The organism is Streptomyces sp. E-08 (assembly GCF_049913095.1).
Lineage (GTDB): Bacteria > Actinomycetota > Actinomycetes > Streptomycetales > Streptomycetaceae > Streptomyces.
On sequence record NZ_CP183971.1, the window covers coordinates 1973299 to 1989726 of the forward strand.

Here is a 16428-nt window from a genome sequence, read left to right on the forward strand (position 1 = left end):
CCTTCTGGGAAGCGGAGGGGCCCGGGATAGGGGGCCCGTGAGGCGCCATCAGGTGACGTGTCCCTGACATGCACCGCTTGTGATAGTGGCCCTCCCGGAGCGGACGCACAAGACCGCCGTACGCGCCGGCGCCCCCGGCCGTCCTGGCCGGGGGCGCCGCTCATCCGTACGTCTGACGGGGAAAGCCCCGGTCAGGCCGTGCTCAGCCGCCGCTCACCGGCCGGCACCGCCGTGTCCAGCGTGTTCCCGGGCGGCGGGAAGGGGCAGATGAAATGGTCCGCGAAGGCGCACGGCGGCAGCAGGGCCCGGTTGAGGTCGACCGTCACCGAGCCGTCCTCCGCCGGGGCCTCGGGCCGCAGGAAACGGAAGCGGTAGCTGTCCCTGCCGCTGGTGGCGTCCGCGAAGACCGCCCACAGGGAACCGTCGTCCTCGACGGCCACCTGGAGGACGTGCTCGCCGCCGTGCAGCTCGAAGACCAGCTCCCCGGACAGGCCCAGGCCGCGCTCCCGCCCGTCGGCGTTCTCCACCCGTACGCTGCGCGTCTGCGGGTACGGACGGAACACCCCGGGCACCACCCAGCGCGCGTCGTACGGGGTGGCCTCGATGCCCCGGAAGGCGCGCCGCGCCTCCGAGCCGGGGTCGAAGTCCCGTACGGCCCACAGCCCTTCGCGCCGCAGCACCACGAGCCGCCGGCCCGCCGACTCGACCCGGGACTCGTGGATCGGGCCGTGGTCGGCGGTGAGCCGGACCGTGCCGGCGAAGGGCTTGCCGTCGACGGTGACCCCGTCCTCGGCGACCGCCGTCAGGACCACCTCGTCGCCGTCCTCCCGCCACTCGCCGGGAACGCCCGGGACGCGGCCCTCGGGCAGGTCCGCGAGCCAGTGGGTGCCCGTGAGTGAGAGCGGGCCGTACGACGAGGCGACCGCGGCCTCGCGCTGCTCGTGCCAGTGCTGCCAGTCCTGCTGTGGATCCGTGCTCATGGTGTTCAACCCTTCCATACGGGCTCGGGAAGCCCGAGGTGCGACCGCAGCGTGGTGCCCGCGTACTCCGTACGGAAGACCCCCCGCTCCTGGAGCAGCGGGACGACCCGGTCGACGAAGTCGTCGAGGCCGCCGGGGGTGAGGTGCGGGACGAGGATGAAGCCGTCGGCCGCGTCCGCGGCCACGAACTCCTCCAGGGCCGCCGCCACCGTCGCCGGGCTGCCCACGAAGGACTGCCGGCTCGTCGACTCGACGACCGTCTGACGGATCGAGAGCCCCTTCTCCTCGGACAGCGCCCGCCACCTCCGCGCCACCGCGACCGGGTCGGCGACCCGCACCCGGCCCTGGACCAGTGTGGAGTCCGGGTCCGGGTCGACGTCCGGCAGCGGGCCGTCGGGGTCGTATCCGGACAGGTCACGGCCCCAGACCTGTTCGAGCGCGAGGATCGCGTTCTGCGGGGAGACCTGCTGCCGCCGGATCCCGGCCGCCCGCTCCTGCGCGTCGGCGTCGGTGTCGCCGAGGACGTACGTCACCCCCGGCATGATCTTCAGGTCGCCGGGGTCCCTCCCGTACCGCGCGAGCCTGCCCTTGACGTCGGCGTAGAACGCCCGGCCGGCCTCCAGGGTGGAGTGCCGGGTGAAGATCACGTCGGCGGCCGAGGCCGCGAACTCCCGCCCCTCGGCGGAGTCCCCGGCCTGGATGACGACCGGCTGCCCCTGCGGGGAGCGCGGTAGGGGGAACTCGCCCGCGATCCGGAACTGCGGCCCGCTGTGCGCGAAGGGCGTCGTCCCGCCGTCCGGGGTCCGGGAGTCCCACAGCTCCCGGACGGTGCCGAGGAACTCGGCGGCCCGCGTGTACCGGTCGGCCCGGTCCAGGTAGCCGCCGCGCCGGAAGTTCTCCCCGGTGAAGGCGTCGGACGAGGTGACCACGTTCCAGGCGGCCCGGCCCTCGCTGAGGTGGTCGAGCGAGGCGAGCCGCCGGGCCAGTTCGTAGGGCTCGTTGAAGGTGGCGTTGACCGTGGCGGCCAGGCCGAGCCGCTCGGTGACGGCCGCGAGGGCGTTGAGGACGGTGATCGACTCGGGCCTGCCGACGACGTCCAGGTCGTGGATGCGCCCCGCGTGCTCGCGCAGCCGCAGCCCCTCGGCCAGGAAGAAGAAGTCGAAGAGCCCGCGCTCCGCCGTCCTGGCCAGGTGCTCGAAGGAGGAGAAGTCGATCTGCGAGCCGGAGCGCGGATCGGCCCAGACGGTCGTGGAGTTGACGCCGGGGAAGTGCGCGGCGAGGTGGATCCGCTTCCGGCCCGTGGCGGTGCTCATGCGCCTGCTCCCGTCGTGGCGTACTGGCTGACCGGGCGGGCGAGCCCCAGGTGGTCGCGGAGGGTGGCGCCCTCGTAGGCCGTACGGAACAGGCCCCGGTCCCGCAGCACCGGCACGGTCCCGGCGGTGAAGCGCTCCAGGTCCCGCTCCGGCACCGCCGGCACGAGGTGGAAGCCGTCGACGGCGCCGCCTCCGTGCCAGCCGGCGATCAGCTCGGCGAGCGCCCCGGGCCCGCCCTCGTACGCGTCGAGGTCGACGGTCAGCGAGAGCAGCACGCGCAGCTGCCCGGGGTCCCTGCCGTGGGCACGGGCCCCCCGGCGCAGTTCGGCGCGGAGGGCGGCGGCCTCCTCGGCGGAGGCGGCCCGGATGAGGGCCACGTCGGCGTGGTGGGCCGCGGTGTCCCGGGCGGCCGGGCGGGTGGCGTCGACGACGGTCACCGGGTTGCCCTGCGGGGGCCGGGGCACGGTCGAGGGGCCCTTGACCGAGAAGGTCGCGCCCTGGAAGTTCACGTGGTGCAGCTTGCGGCGGTCGACGAACCGGCCGGTCGCCACGTCCCGTATCTCGGCGTCGTCCTCCCAGCTGTCCCACAGCTTCCGGGAGACCTCGGCGACCTCGCCCGCCTCCTGCCAGAGCTCGGCGGTGGGCGGCGCCGGGCGGCGGCCGACGAGCCGGGCCTCGGCCCCGGTCGGGGAGACCCCGATCCGCCAGCCCGCCCGGCCCCGGCTCACCCAGTCGAGGGTGGCGACGGCGGCCTGGACGTGGAACGGCTCGGTGTGGGTGGTGGTCACGGTCGGCACCAGGCCGACGGAGCGGGTCTCGGGAGCGACCCTGGCGAGGACGGCGAGCGCGTCCAGGCCGGGCCCGGCGAAGGAGTCGTCGTGGGTGAGGAAGTCGAGCGCGGCGGCTTCGGCGAGCCGGGCGAGCGCGACCGCACGGGCGGCGGTGCCCGGGCCCGGATCGGCCCGGCCGGAGCCCGGGGCGAGCTCGGCGGCGAGGTGGAGCGGTCGGGTGCTGGTGGTCATGCGGTCTCTCTCGGAGCAGGCGGGGCGCGGATCAGTTCTTGGTGCGGGGCAGGCCGGGCGGGTTGATCTCCGACTTCTGCACGGCCTCGTTGGTCAGGCCCCACCGCTTGAGGACCTGCGCGTAGGTGCCGTTCTCGACGATGTGGTCGATCGCGGCCGCGTAGGCGGCGACCAGACCGCTGTCCTTCTTCGTGGTGGCCGCGATCTTGCCTTGGAGTCCGGCGCCCGCTCCGGAGAACTTGCCGACGGCCTCGGTCTGTCCGGCGGAGGCCACGTGGTAGGCGACGGTGGGGTTGGGGCCGAGGTAGCCGTCGATCCGTCCGGACTGGAGGGCGAGGTAGTAGTCGGTCGTGTTGTCGTAGTACTTGATGTCGACGCCCTTGCGGCCGGCCTTCTCGTTCTGCCGGGACCAGTCCACGAGGATCTTCTCCTGGTTGGTGCCGCTGCCGACGGCGATCCGCTTGCCCGACACGTCCTCGGGGCCCTTCACCGTCCAGCCGGAGCCCTTCTTCGCCTCGAAGGCGAGGTCGTCGAGCCGGTAGGTCGCGAAGTCGTACTTGTCCTTGCGCTCCTCGGTGACGGTGACGTTGGAGAAGACGCCGTCGTACTTGCCGCTGTCCAGGCCGACGAAGAGGTTCTCCCAGGAGACCGCGTTGAACTCGGGCTTCAGGCCGAGTGTGTCGGCGATCAGGGTGGCGAGGTCGACCTCGACGCCGATCAGCGTCTTGTCGTCGGTGGCGCGGAAGGCGAGCGGCGGGTTGCTCTTGGCGGAGACGCCGAGGATCAGGGTGCCTCTCTTGCGGACGGCCTCCGGCAGCTTGCCGGCGATCGCGTCGACCTTGGCGGTGTGGACGCGGTTCTGGTTCGGGCCGACGTTGATGCCGGTGTCCTTCTGACCCTCGGGCTTGATCTCGCCGACGGCGGCGTCGCCCGAGCCGCAGGCGGTGAGGAGCCCGAGGGCGGTGAGCGAGGCGAGGGCGGTGAGGACGGTGCGACGGGTCTTCATGGCAGTACAGCTCCTGTGAATGAGTGGGTGGTCAGAGGACCTTGGAGAGGAAGGCGCGGGTCCGCTCGTGGCGGGGGCTGTCGAGCACCTCGGCCGGCGAGCCCTGTTCGACGATGCGGCCCTCGTCCATGAAGACCACCGTGTCGGCGACCTCCCGGGCGAAGCCGATCTCGTGGGTGACGACGATCATGGTGGTGCCGGAGGCGGCCAGGTCCTTGATGACGTCGAGGACCTCGCCGACGAGTTCGGGGTCGAGCGCGGAGGTCGGCTCGTCGAAGAGGAGCAGGCCCGGCTCCAGGGCGAGCGCCCGGGCGATGGCGACCCGCTGCTGCTGTCCGCCGGAGAGCTGCTTGGGGTACGCCTCCGCCTTGTCGGCGAGTCCGACGCGTTCGAGCAGCTTCCGGGCCGCGGCCTCGGCCTCCTTGCGGGGGCGCTTCAGGGCCGAGACGGGCGCCTCGACGATGTTGTCCAGGACGGTGAGGTGCGGGAAGAGGTGGAAGTTCTGGAAGACGAAGCCGATGCGGGTGCGCTGCTTGAGGATCTCGCGCTCGCGCAGCTCGTAGAGCTTGTTCCCGGAGCGGCGGTAGCCGACGAGGACGCCGTCCACGCCGACCGTGCCGCTGTCGACCTTCTCCAGGTGGTTGATGGTCCGCAGCAGGGTGGACTTCCCGGAGCCCGAGGGGCCGAGGACGACGGTGACCTCGCCGGCCCGGACGTCGAGGTCGATGCCGCGCAGGACGTGGAGGGCGCCGAAGCGCTTGTGGACGGCGCGGATCTCGACCTTGGCCGTGGTGGCGGCCGTCCCGTCGGCGGGCTCGGCGGTCTTGGTCACGGAGCTCATCGGGCGCTCCCCTTCGCGTAGTGGCGTTCGACGTAGTGCTGGACGACGGAGAGCGCGGTGGTGAGCAGGACGTACCAGGCGGTCGCGACCATGAGGAGCGGGACGACGCGTCCGTTGCGGCCGTAGACGACCTGGACCTGGTAGAAGAGTTCGCCGATGGCCATGACGGAGACGATCGAGGTGCCCTTGAAGAGCGAGATGATCTCGTTGGCGGCGTTGGGCAGGATCGAGCGCATCGCCTGCGGCAGCACGATCCGCCGCACCTGGCGGAGCTTCGGGATGCCGAGGGAGGCCGCGGCCTCCAACTGGCCCTCGTCCACGGCGAGTACACCGCCCCGGACGATCTCCGCCGCGTAGGCGGCCTGGTGCAGGGCGAGCCCGAGGACGGCGGCGCTCATCTCGCCGACGAGGCCCATCGTGTCGAAGGAGACGAAGCTCGGCCCGAAGGGGATGCCGATGCTCAGTTCCTTGTAGAGGTAGGCCAGGTTGAACCAGAAGAGCAGCTGGACGATGAGCGGGATGGAGCGGAAGGCCCAGATGTAGCCGAAGGCGACCGAGCGCAGGAACGGGCTGGCGGACAGGCGCATGAAGGCGAGCACGATGCCGATCGCGAAGCCGAGCGCGGTGCCGTAGAAGGTGAGCTGGAGGGTGACCCAGACGGCGTGCAGGATCGTCTCGGTGGTGAAGAAGGCGGCGAAGACGTCCCACTCCCAGCCGGGGTTGGTGACGAGCCCGTGGACGAACTGGACGAGCAGCACGGCGGTGGCGGCGACGGCCACCCAGCGCCAGGGGTGGCGCACGGGGACCACCACGAGCGCGGGCGCGGGGGCGGTGGGGCCGGGGGCGTCCTTCGTGAGGGACGCGGGGGCGGATGCGGGGGCGGGCTCGGCGGCGGGTTGAGTGGCGGGTCCGGCGGCGGGCGGATCGCTGGTGAGTGACATGGCGGTTCCTCGGGAACGGGGCACGAAAGCGGGGAAGGAGCGCGGATCAGGCGCTCAGCGGGGCGGGGAGTCGACACTCCCGGTCGCGCAGGAAGGCCAGGGCGGCCCGCGCGGAGACGTCGTTCTGCCCGAAGGCGACCCCGCCGGTACGGGGCCGGGTGAAGGCGCTCCCGGTACGTGCGGTGGTGTGCGGACCGAGGGCGAAACGGCGCGGGTGCGGGCGCCCGTCGTGCTCCAGGATCCGGCCGTCGACGGGGTCGACGACGAGCAGGCCGCCGCTGGTGGCCCTGGTCCCCTCCTCGTACAGGGCGCGCAGCAGCGGGCTGCCGGTGAGCTCCAGGGTGGGGTCGGGGATCCGGGCCTCGACGAGGGCGCGGGCCTCGGTCCACTCCCCCGGCACGGCGGCGGACGAGGCGCGGAAGAGGCCGCGCTCCTCGTCGGTCTCGACGGTGACCTGCGGTCCGAGGAACCGGACGACGCCGGCGCGGGAGAGCGCGAGGAGCTGGCGCAGCCGGGGGCCGGGCGGGCCGGAGGCGAGGTAGCTGAAGAAGCCGTGCCACCAGCCGCCGGGGTCCAGCCGCTTGCCGAGCCGCAGGAGCTGGCCGTAGACGGAGAGCAGCCCGGCGAAGACGGCGGCGTCGGGGCTGTGGGCGGGGTCGTGGCGGCGGGTCAGGTCCTGGGTGATGTAGTCGCGCAGGCCCTGCTGGAGGGCTTCGGCGGAGTCGTGGCGGATGCCGTCCAGGGGATGGTCGAGGGCGTCCAGGTCGAGCCGGTCGGCGGGGTCGGGGACGGCGGCGGCGACGAGCGCGGCGAGGTCGGCCGAGCGCGGCGGCGCCTGCGCGTAGGACCGCTCGAAGTCGCTCCAGGCGAGCGCGGTCCGCTCGGGGTGGGTGGAGAAGAGCCGGTGGTAGTGGGCCCAGCCGAGCTCCTTGTCGATGAGCGGCCACACGTCGTGCCGGAAGTCGATCGGCCCGGCGCGCCCGAGAAGGGCGTCGGTCTGCTCGGTGCCGAAGAAGCGGGGCAGCGGGGGGCGTTCGCCGTCGAGGACGTAGCCGATCTTCGAGTGGTACGGGACGCCCCGGCGCGATCCGACGTGCAGCACCGGCTCCTTGCCGGAGGGGACGTAGACGAGCTCGTCGCCCTCTCCCTCGTACCGGCCGCCGCGGCCCTCGGTGAGCAGCACCATCAGGTCGACGAAGGCGAGACCGAAGCCGCGGACGAGGACGGGCTCACCGGCGGGCAGGGCGGCGAGGTCGGTGTCGGCGGTGAAGTCGGGCGGGAGGTGGACGAGCCCGTGGCGGGCGGCGAATCCGGCGAGGTCCCGCTGCTCCCGGTCGGGCCGGGCGTCGAGGTGGCCGACGGTGAGGACGACGAGATCGGCGAGGAGGGGGACGGCGGTGCCCTCCAGCCAGACCCGCTGGCGGCCCTCGCGAGGGCCGCTGACCCGCAGGGCGGTGGTGCGGTGCTCGTGGACGGTGACGGAGGCGGGCAGCGCGGCGCGGGCCCGCTCGTACACCCAGCGCAGATAGGCGCCCTGCTGGGGGCGGGTGGGGAAGGTGCGGCCGTCGATGCCGGCCCATTCGGCGAGGGTGGGTCCGGGGCGGACGGGCCCTTCGAGGTCGACGGTCTCGTCGGTGAACATCGTGACGTCCTCGGCCTGGGAGTTCATCCAGAGCAGCGGGGACTGCGCGGTGCGCCAGATCCGGCCGGGGCCGGGCGGGTGCGGGTCGACGAGGTGGACGTCGAGGGGCTCGTCGCCGTACAGCTCGGGCAGGTTGGCGGCGAGCCGTTCGAGGAAGCCGGTCCCCCGCGGCCCGGCGCCCACGACGACGATCGACGGGCGCGGGCTCATCGCGCACCGGCCGTTCCACGGGCGTAGTGCCGCTCGACGTAGTGCTGGCCGATGCCGAGGACCGAGGTGACGGCGACGTACCAGAGCGTGGCGACCAGCAGCAGCGGGATGATCTCGTACGTGCGGTGGTAGACGAGCTGGGTCGAGTAGAGCAGGTCCTGCACGGCGATGACGGAGACGATCGAGGTGCCCTTGAGGGTGCCGATCAGCATGTTCCCGGCGGGCGGGACGATCGCGCGCATGGCCTGCGGCAGCACGATCCGGGAGAGCCGGCGCCACCGGCCGAGGCCGAGGGACTGGGCCGCCTCGATCTGGCCCCGGTCGACGGAGAGGATGCCGCCGCGGACGACCTCGGCGGCGTAGGCGGCCTCGTGCAGGGTGAGGCCGATGACGGCGACGGCGACGGGGCCGAGGAGGTTGACCGTGTTCACGCCGAGGATCTGCGGGTAGAGCACGCCGATGTTGAACCAGAAGAGCAGCTGGACCAGGATCGGGGTGGATCTGAAGAACCAGACGTAGCCCCAACTCACGGCGCGGAGCACGGGGTTGGCGGAGAGTCTGAGGACGGCGAGCAGGGTGCCGAGGACGAAGCCGAGGGCCATCACGAGGGCGGTCAGCCACAGGGTGAGGCCGAGGCCGCGCAGGACGGACGCGGAGGTGAAGTACTCGGCGACGACGTCCCACTGGAAGGCCTTGTTGCGGACGACCGAGACGAGCGCGAGCGCGAGCAGGACGAGGACGACGACGGCGGCGGCCCACTGGCCGGCCCGGCGGGTGGGCACGATGCGCGGAGAAGGTTCGGCCGGCGGGGCCGTGGAAGGGGTTTTGACGAGGGTCGCGGACATGCGAGGGCTCCGTGGATGCCAGAGGGCGGATCGAACACGGGGTGCGCCTTCACACGCGTGGAGCCGCGGATCCGGGCCCCTCAGCCCGAACCGCCCTTCGAGGCTATGCGGTCAACACGCCCCACTGTCAAGGGTGTCCGCACTCTGAGCCGTACGTCTCATCCCGGTTGACGCGGACCCGGATGCCTGTTCCACTGGGGCCATGCATCCGCAGCAGCTGGTCACGCGCTCCCACATCGACTTCGGTCGTGTGTGGTCCTCTTCCTGTTGAGCCGACCCTCTGCTTCTCCCCGTCCGCGTGCTGTAGTCCGCGGCGCCTTCACACCCGGGCCCCTCGTGAGCGCCTGAGCTCTCCCCTCCCCTCGCTCTTTCCCGTACTTCCTTTTCCTCCTTCGCCCTGAAGGACCTTCATGACCTTCGCGTTGTCCGTGCACCGGACCACGACCACCGATCCCCTGGCCCGTCCGCTCCTCGACGAGCTGGCGTACGAATACACGACCCGGTACGGATCCGCGCACGATCTGCACCGCTACCCGGCGGCGGAGTTCGCCCCTCCGCACGGCGCCTTCCTGCTCCTCCTGGAGCAGGGCCGGCCCGTGGCGGGCGGCGCCTACCGCCGCTACGACGAGGACACCGCCGAGCTGAAGCGGATCTGGACGCACTCGGCGCACCGCAGGCGCGGTCTCGCCCGCCGTGTCCTCACCGTGCTCGAACGGGAGGCCGCCGCCCGCGGCTACTCCCGCATCTATCTGACGACGGGGCCGCGCCAGCCGGAGGCCAAGGGCCTCTACCTGGCGAGCGGCTACCGCCCGCTCTTCGACGTGTCCGCCGATCCCGAGTCGATCGGCCCGCTGCCGTTCGAGAAATTCCTGGAGAACCCGAAGCCATGAGTACGCGCACGAGTTCCGGCACCGCACGCACCACCCTCGCCTTCGCCCTGATCACCGCGGCCGCGCTCGGCCTCACCGCCTGCTCGGGCGGCGAGCCCGCGACCGCCCCGGCCGGGGCCTCGGGGGCGCCGGGCGCCGCGAAGGGCGCGCTCCCGACCGAGGACGTCGTGGCGGCGGTGAAGAAGAACGAGGCGGCGGCGAAGCTGCTCCCCGCCGACGTGCGGCAGCGCGGCAGCCTGACGTTCGCCGCCTCGGTGAGCAATCCGCCCAGCGCCGCCTACCTGCCCGACGGCAGGACCGTCGTCGGGGTGGACGCCGACTTCTCGGCCGCCGTGACGAAGGCGCTCGGTCTGGAGCTGAAGCGCGAGGTGGTCGGCTTCGAGGCGATCCTGCCGGCGCTCGGCAGCGGCAAGTACGACGTCGGCACCGGGAACTTCGGGGTGACCGAGGAGCGGCGCAAGACCATCGACTTCGTGACGTACATCAACGACGGGCAGGGCTTCGCCGCGCGCGCCGACAGCAGTCTGAAGGCGGTCACGGACCTCACCCAGCTGTGCGGTCTGAAGGTGGCCGTGAACGCCGGCACCACCTTCGAACGGACCCTGGAGAAGAACAAGGGCCGGTGCGGGGAGGCCGGGAAGCCGGCGTACGAGGTGAACGTCTACAGCGAGACCGGGGCGATCTGGATGTCGCTCCAGCAGGGCCGCAGCGACGTCGTGATGAACACGATCAACGGCGTGCGGTACGCGGTGACGCAGCAGAAGAACCTGAAGTTCCTCAACGAGTACCGGCGTCTCGACGTCGGCTTCGCCTTCAAGAAGGGCACCCCGCTCGCGCCGGCGTTCCAGGCGGCGGTGAACGGTCTGAAGGCGGACGGGACGTACGACCGGATCCTGAAGAAGTGGGGGGTGACGGCCTCGGGCATCGAGACGTCGCGGATCTCCCCGCCGGAGATCCCGGCGCCGACGAAGTAGCGGCGCAGGGTCCCCGACGGCCGGTCGACAGCCGGGGCCGCGGAACTCCGACGTACGGCCCCGGGTCCCCGTCGGTCCGTCGGCAGCCGGGGCCGCCGAACCCCGACGTACGGCGCCGGGTCCCCGTCGGTCCGTCGACAGCCGGGGCCGCCGAACCCCGACGTACCGTCGGTGGCCGGGGCGGCCCCGGGTCCCCGACGGTCCGTCAGCAGTCGCAGCCGCAGTCGCAGTCCCCGCAGCAGCAGTCCCCCTCGCAGCAGGAGGAGCAGTTGCTGCAGCAGTCACAGCAGTCGCAGCAGTCACCGGGGTCGCACTGCTGGCACAGGCCCTCGCGCCGCTGCCGGCTCCAGGGGTCCTCGAAGGTCCCGCAGCACATCTGGCAGGTGCAGGCGAGGCCGATCCAGAGGGCGCAGCCGGCTATCAGGCCGCGCCGGTTCGGCGGCTCGGGCGGGAGCGGGCCGCCGGGACCACCGGGGCCGCCCGGTCCGGGGACCCAGGGCCCGCCCGGGCCACCGGGTCCGCCGGGGGCGTACGGGTTGCCGGGCACGGGCCCGCCCGGCGTCGCGTACGGGTTCCCCGGCACCGGGCCGTGGGCGCCGGGCGCGCCCTGGCCCGCCCCGGGTGCCCCGTGCGAGCAGCTGGTGGTGCCGAAGGCGCGGTCGACCGAGGTGCGCAGCTCGTGGGCGAGGAGGACGTGGGCGAGCTTGCCGTTCGCGAACTCCGCGTCCCGCAGCGCGAGGCGGATGCCGTGGAGGGCGTCGTCGGCGAGCCGGCGGGCCTCGTCGCGGGAGGTGCCGGTGGCGGTGAGCGGGTTCCACGCGCCGGTCGCGGCGTCGGCGGCCTGGTCCTCGACGGCGTCGAGGAGGTGGGCGAGGCGTCCGAAGAGGCGCCCCGCCTCGGCGAGCGGCGCCGCGTTCCCCGGACGGCCGGCGAGGACGGCGGTGTGGGCGAAGGCGGCGGCGGTCGCCGTCTCGGTCGGCTCGGTGACGGTGAGCAGGGGCGTGCCGGGTCCGGCGAGGGCCTCGATGCCGGTCTGGCGGTCGACGGCGTCGACGAGGACGGCGGTGTCGAAGCCGAGGTCGCGGCCGGCCCTTGCCCCTGCCCGGTCCCAGGAGCGGGCGACGCGGCGGGCCGCGGCGGCGACGGGCCGGCGGGCCAACAGGCCGTCCCGGTCGGCGACGTGGTCCCGGACCTTCGCCGAGGCGAGGACGAGGGAGACGGCGGCGGCGAGCCTGGCTCCCTCGCCGCGGGCGACGGGGGCGGTGCGCAGGGCGCGCAGCGCGCAGGGCCCGGCCTTGCGGCGGCCCGCTTCGGTCACCCCGGTCTGAGCCTCCGTCAGGACGGAGACGATGAGTCCGTCGTAGTTGGTGACGACGCGGGCGAACTGGCCGTGGTCGGCGCGGAGTGCCAGGCAGAGGCCGCAGAGGTGGGCCATCCACTCGGTCCTGAGCCCGTCGGTGAGCCGATGGGTGCAGGGTCTGACGATTCCGAACAAGGACTCCCCCGTGAGTCGTGGGCGATGGCGAGGGCCGGCGAGGGTCCGCCGAGCGGCCTCGCGGCATCGTAGCGAGCGGCTTCGCTCACCCGTACGCGCCCATCGTCACCCTTGTGGCCCGACTTTCATATTTTCAGCTACATGGCCCTCCATCAGGCCCCGCATACCGTATGTTTCCTGACGAATCGCCAGGAAACGGCCCTCACGTTCTGCACCAGTACCGTCACGAATCCCCTGCGCGGCGCCTATCCACTTGGCGCGCGATCCGCATCATGGACGACGATAGGGATTGCGGAACCACAAGTGACCGCGCTGAAAGGAGGCGTCCATGGGATCGGTGCGCAAGGCGAGTGCCTGGCTGGGACTCGTCGAGGACAACGACGAGCGTTACTACGACGACGAGTACGCCGACGGTGCCGAGGGCGGCGACGCCTGGGTGACGGACCCCCGGGTCCGGGTGGCCACGGACACCGCCGAGGAGCGGGGCCGCCGGATCGCCACCGTCTCCCCCGACGGCTTCCGGGACGCCCGGGGCATCGGCGAGCTCTTCCGGGACGGGGTTCCGGTGATCGTGAACCTGACCGCGATGGAGCCGAACGACGCCAAGCGCGTCGTCGACTTCGCCGCCGGTCTCGCCTTCGGTCTGCGCGGCTCGATCGAGCGCGTGGCGACGCGGGTCTTCCTGCTGACCCCCGCCGACACCCAGATCGTCACCGGCGAGACGGGACGCCGTCGGCAGGACGGTTTCTTCAACCAGAGCTGAGCGGGTCCGCCGGTCCGGCCCGGCACCTCCCGACGGGGTCGGGTCAGTGCACCGGGCGTCCCGAGCCGGCGGGCTCGATCGCTTCCCGCGTCGCGGGCACGCGAGGCGCCGCCGCCCCCTGGGGGGAGACGGGAGCCTCCGCCGGGACGAGCGGCTCCGAGGACCCGGTCGACTCCGCGGGACCGGTCGGCTCCGGGGACCCGAGCGGCTGCGACAGCCCCGGCCGCTCCGCGAGACCGGTGGGCGCCGTTTCCGGCGCCTGCGCCGACCCGCCCGGCCGCGCCGCGTCACGGAGCTCCGCGGCCCCGTCCGGGGACTCAGGGACCCCTGTGGCCACGCGTGCCCCTTGGGCCTCGTCGAAGGCCTCTTCCTGATCCACCGGACACTCCATGACCTCCGGCAGTCGCCGGGCCATCAGCGCGCCGAGGAGCAGCAGCCCGGCGCTCACGCAGAGTGTGATGTGCAGACCGGTCACGAAGGAGTGCCGGGCGGCCTGGTGCAGGGCGTCACCGGCCGCACCGCCGAGCTGATCGGCCACCTTGTACGCCTCGCCGAGCGAGTTCGCCGCGGCCCGGCTCGCCTCCGCCGGCACCCCGGGGACCGACGCGAGCCCGGGGGCGTACGCCGCGTTCATCACGCTGCCGAGCAGCGCGATGCCCATGCCCGCGCCGAGCTGGTACGAGGTCTCGCCGATCGCGGCCGCACCGCCCGCGCTCCGCTGCGGCGCCTCGCTGAGCATCGACTCGTACGCCGAGAAGAGCGTGGTCTGCAGGCCGAAGCCGAGCAGCACGAAACCGACCGTGAGCAGCATCGGCCGGTCGTGCTGTCCCATGAGGGTCAGCAGCAGCACCGCGCCGGCGGTGAGGACGAAGCCCCAGCCGACCATCCGGCGCGGCCCGATCCTGCGCAGGGTGTACGAGCCGGTGGCGCCGGCGGCCATGGCGGCGAACGTCAGCGGGAGGAGCCGGAGCCCGGTCTCCAGGGGGCTGAGTCCGAGGACCAGCTGGAGGTACTGGACGGCGATGAGCTCCAGGCCTACCAGGGCCAGCATGCCGATGACGATGCAGCCGACGGAGGTGGTGAAGGCGGCCCGGGAGAAGAGCCGCATGTCGATCAGCGGGTGCGCGCGCCGCTTCTGCCGCCGTACGAAGAGGACGAGGAGCGCGGCGCCGAGCAGCAGCGGCCCGGCGGTCGGCAGGGCGAGCAGCGGGTCGCCGGCCCCGGCGCGCTTCACCCCGAGGACGCAGCCGAGCACGCCGCCCGCGGCCATGAGCGCGCCGAGCACGTCCCAGGGCCCGTCGGCGGCGCCCCGGGACTCGGGGAGGAGGCGGCGGCCGAGGGGCAGGATCAGGGCCATCAGCGGGATGTTGATGAGGAAGACGGAGCCCCACCAGTAGTTCTCCACGAGGAAGCCGCCGAGCACCGGTCCGGTGGCGGCCCCGATCGCGGCCGTGGCGGTCCAGATGCCGATCGCGGTGGCCCGCTCCCTCCGGTCGGGGAAGACCGTCCGGAGGATGGAGAGCGTGGCGGGCATGATCATGGCGCCGCCGACGCCGAGCAGCGCGCGGGCCCCGATGAGGACCGAGGGCTCGGTGGCGAGCGCGGCGACCGCCGAGGCGATGCCGAAGAGCGCGTAGCCGAGGAGGAGGACCCGCCGTCTGCCGACCCGGTCGCCGAGGGTGCCGAAGAGGATCAGCAGCGAGGCGCAGACGAGGGGGTAGGCGTCGACGATCCAGAGCAGCGCGGTGGAGCTGGGGCGCAGGTCCTCGGTGAGCGAGGGGACGGCGACGTGGAGGATGGTCGCGTCGAGGGCGACCAGGAGAAGACTGACGCAGAGGACGACGAGGACGACCCAGCGGTTGGCGCCGGCGCCGACGGTGGCACGCGGTCGCCCTTGGGCCGTGTTCGTCCGCTGCATGTACGTACCTCCCAGTGAAGCTCTCGCGCTCGGCGGGCCCCGACCAGGGCGTATGCCCCTGGGGCGGCCCGGCATCGACGGGCGAGTGAGCCGTCAGCGTACGCGAGTTCAAGGCCCGAGCGCGTGGTGCAGCTCTCACCCCGGCGGGCCTCCGGGTGTGGCGTACGCCACTCGGCGGGGGCCGCGCGTCGCATGGAATTCCGCACGGACGTCTGTTTGAGGAAATTCCCGCGCGTTCAAACACCCTTACGGAAACAACCCGCGCGGCAATAGGGCTGAAGGTCATCGGATTTCCCGACGGACGCCTGGAATAGACCACCTGGTGAGACCCACTCCACATCACATGGTCATCACGAAGGGAGCGGAACGACCGGGTCTGCTTCTCACTCCCTGTAACGTCGATTGGGTGCGTACCGACATCTTTGCCCGGCTGGACCGGGAGCCGGAACCGCCGAAGATAGAGGTCCCGCGGATGACCCGCACGCGTCTCGCCCTCTTCGGCGGGACGTCGGCGTTCTATCTCGCCATCGTCGTGGCCGTGCTGCTGTCGACGTGGCTGGTGACCCTCGACTGGAAGATCATGCTCTTCCGGCCGTACCAGCAGTGGCCCGAGATCCACGGTTTCCTCGACTACTACGTCGTCCTCGGCCAGCGCGGCCCCACGGCCGTCATGGTGGCCGCCTGGCTGGGCTGGCGCTCCTGGCGCCAGCACACCCTGCGGCCCCTCCTGTGCCTCGGCGCCGCCCTCCTGCTGCTCAACGTCTCGGTGGGCGCGGTCAAGCTCGGCCTCGGCCGCCTCGGCCCCCACTACGCGACCCAGGTCGGCTCCGCGGAGCTCTTCGCGGGCGGCGACATATTCCCCTCGGGGCACACCGCCAACGCGGTCGTGACCTGGGGCATCCTCGCCTACCTCGCGACCACCCCGAGAGCCCGGCGCTATCTGTCGGCGCTCTCCGCCGTGGTCGCCCTCGGCGTGGGCCTCACCACCGTCTACCTCGGCACGCACTGGCTGAGCGACGTGCTGCTCGGCTGGGCCGCCGGGCTCCTCGTGCTGCTCGCGCTGCCCTGGTGCGAGCCGGTCCTGGCCGTGGCGGAGTCCTGGATCCTCGCCGCGCGCGACCGGGTGCGGGAGCGGCTGCGGGACCGCCGCCGGCTCGTGCCCTCGCTGCCCGTGGCCTCCGGTGGACCGCGCCCCGTGCGCGAGCCGGTCCGGGAGCCCGCGCGGGAGCCCGTGGGGGTGGCCGGCGCCCGGCGCGCCCCGGCGACCCGCGGCTGACAGACGTGCGGCTGACAGACGTGCGGAAGGGCCCCGGCCATCTCGGCCGGGGCCCTTCCGCATGCGGTCCCGCCGGCTCCTCAGCCGAGCCAGCAGCGGGTGACGGAGCCGTGCTCGACCTCGAAGTTGATGCGCCCCGACAGGTACTCCATGGTGATGATCGAGCCGGGCGGCAGGGACCGGACGACGCTCCAGCCGCGGGTCCGGGCGAGCCGCTCGGCTCCCTCGGCGTCGAGCCCCACATAGGACTCGGGAGCGTCGCGGGGCGGTTCGGGAGTGCGCGAAGTGGGTGACATGAACCTCACGTTAGTC

15 protein-coding genes are annotated in these 16428 nt (G+C 72.9%); 4 read left to right on the forward strand and 11 right to left on the reverse strand.

The window, feature by feature from the left end:
* Nucleotides 1-191: 191 nt before the first annotated feature.
* Genes ACN9MM_RS09035 through ACN9MM_RS09070 form a run of 8 tightly spaced genes read right to left on the reverse strand, consistent with a single transcriptional unit; the run spans nt 192 to nt 8800 of the window.
* The gene (locus ACN9MM_RS09035; protein WP_426363135.1) at nt 192-980 is read right to left on the reverse strand and encodes a DUF1684 domain-containing protein; all 789 of its coding nucleotides are present in this window, start codon (nt 978-980) and stop codon (nt 192-194) included.
* A gap of 5 nt (nt 981-985) precedes the next feature.
* Nucleotides 986-2293, reverse strand: a complete 1308-nt coding sequence (locus ACN9MM_RS09040) for an NtaA/DmoA family FMN-dependent monooxygenase (RefSeq protein ID WP_426363136.1) — start codon at nt 2291-2293, stop codon at nt 986-988.
* Entirely contained in the window at nt 2290-3315 is a 1026-nt protein-coding gene (locus ACN9MM_RS09045) for an LLM class flavin-dependent oxidoreductase (protein ID WP_426363137.1), read from the reverse strand. Before ACN9MM_RS09045 ends, ACN9MM_RS09040 begins: the two co-directional genes overlap by 4 nt.
* Before the next feature lie 31 nt (nt 3316-3346).
* On the reverse strand, nt 3347-4321 hold the full coding sequence (locus ACN9MM_RS09050) for an ABC transporter substrate-binding protein (RefSeq protein ID WP_426363138.1): 975 nt from the start codon (nt 4319-4321) through the stop codon (nt 3347-3349).
* 31 nt (nt 4322-4352) lie between these two features.
* Nucleotides 4353-5162, reverse strand: a complete 810-nt coding sequence (locus ACN9MM_RS09055) for an amino acid ABC transporter ATP-binding protein (protein WP_426363139.1) — start codon at nt 5160-5162, stop codon at nt 4353-4355.
* Nucleotides 5159-6103 carry an amino acid ABC transporter permease gene (locus tag ACN9MM_RS09060; RefSeq protein ID WP_426363140.1) on the reverse strand — a complete coding sequence of 315 codons (945 nt, stop codon included), beginning with the start codon at nt 6101-6103 and terminating at the stop codon, nt 5159-5161. Before ACN9MM_RS09060 ends, ACN9MM_RS09055 begins: the two co-directional genes overlap by 4 nt.
* A gap of 46 nt (nt 6104-6149) precedes the next feature.
* Entirely contained in the window at nt 6150-7955 is a 1806-nt protein-coding gene (locus ACN9MM_RS09065; protein WP_426363141.1) for an FAD/NAD(P)-binding protein, read from the reverse strand.
* Nucleotides 7952-8800, reverse strand: coding sequence for an amino acid ABC transporter permease (locus tag ACN9MM_RS09070; protein ID WP_426363142.1), 849 nt, complete (start codon nt 8798-8800; stop codon nt 7952-7954). Before ACN9MM_RS09070 ends, ACN9MM_RS09065 begins: the two co-directional genes overlap by 4 nt.
* A gap of 410 nt (nt 8801-9210) precedes the next feature.
* Between ACN9MM_RS09070 and ACN9MM_RS09075 the strand changes: the two genes are divergently transcribed.
* Both ACN9MM_RS09075 and ACN9MM_RS09080 read left to right on the forward strand, forming a co-directional pair.
* Nucleotides 9211-9690: a GNAT family N-acetyltransferase gene (locus ACN9MM_RS09075; protein WP_382861425.1), complete on the forward strand. Its 480-nt coding sequence runs from the start codon at nt 9211-9213 to the stop codon at nt 9688-9690.
* Entirely contained in the window at nt 9687-10664 is a 978-nt protein-coding gene (locus ACN9MM_RS09080) for an ABC transporter substrate-binding protein (protein WP_426363143.1), read from the forward strand. Before ACN9MM_RS09075 ends, ACN9MM_RS09080 begins: the two co-directional genes overlap by 4 nt.
* 205 nt (nt 10665-10869) lie before the next feature.
* On the opposite strand, the gene ACN9MM_RS09085 is transcribed toward ACN9MM_RS09080, so the two are convergent.
* Complete coding sequence (locus ACN9MM_RS09085) at nt 10870-12159, reverse strand: DUF5685 family protein (protein ID WP_426363144.1); 1290 nt, start codon at nt 12157-12159, stop codon at nt 10870-10872.
* Between the two features lie 328 nt (nt 12160-12487).
* Between ACN9MM_RS09085 and ACN9MM_RS09090 the strand changes: the two genes are divergently transcribed.
* On the forward strand, nt 12488-12922 hold the full coding sequence (locus ACN9MM_RS09090) for a cell division protein SepF (RefSeq protein ID WP_123450830.1): 435 nt from the start codon (nt 12488-12490) through the stop codon (nt 12920-12922).
* A gap of 43 nt (nt 12923-12965) precedes the next feature.
* Here the strand turns inward: ACN9MM_RS09090 and ACN9MM_RS09095 are convergent, their stop codons facing one another.
* A complete protein-coding gene (locus ACN9MM_RS09095; RefSeq protein WP_426363146.1) occupies nt 12966-14840 on the reverse strand; it encodes an MFS transporter in 1875 nt (624 codons plus the stop codon).
* Between the two features lie 406 nt (nt 14841-15246).
* On the opposite strand from ACN9MM_RS09095, the gene ACN9MM_RS09100 reads away from it, so the two are divergent.
* Nucleotides 15247-16116 (forward strand): phosphatase PAP2 family protein, encoded by an 870-nt coding sequence (locus ACN9MM_RS09100; RefSeq protein WP_426363147.1) that lies wholly within the window; start codon nt 15247-15249, stop codon nt 16114-16116.
* A gap of 80 nt (nt 16117-16196) precedes the next feature.
* On the opposite strand, the gene ACN9MM_RS09105 is transcribed toward ACN9MM_RS09100, so the two are convergent.
* Nucleotides 16197-16412: an I78 family peptidase inhibitor gene (locus tag ACN9MM_RS09105; RefSeq protein WP_329855716.1), complete on the reverse strand. Its 216-nt coding sequence runs from the start codon at nt 16410-16412 to the stop codon at nt 16197-16199.
* Between the last annotated feature and the right edge of the window lie 16 nt (nt 16413-16428).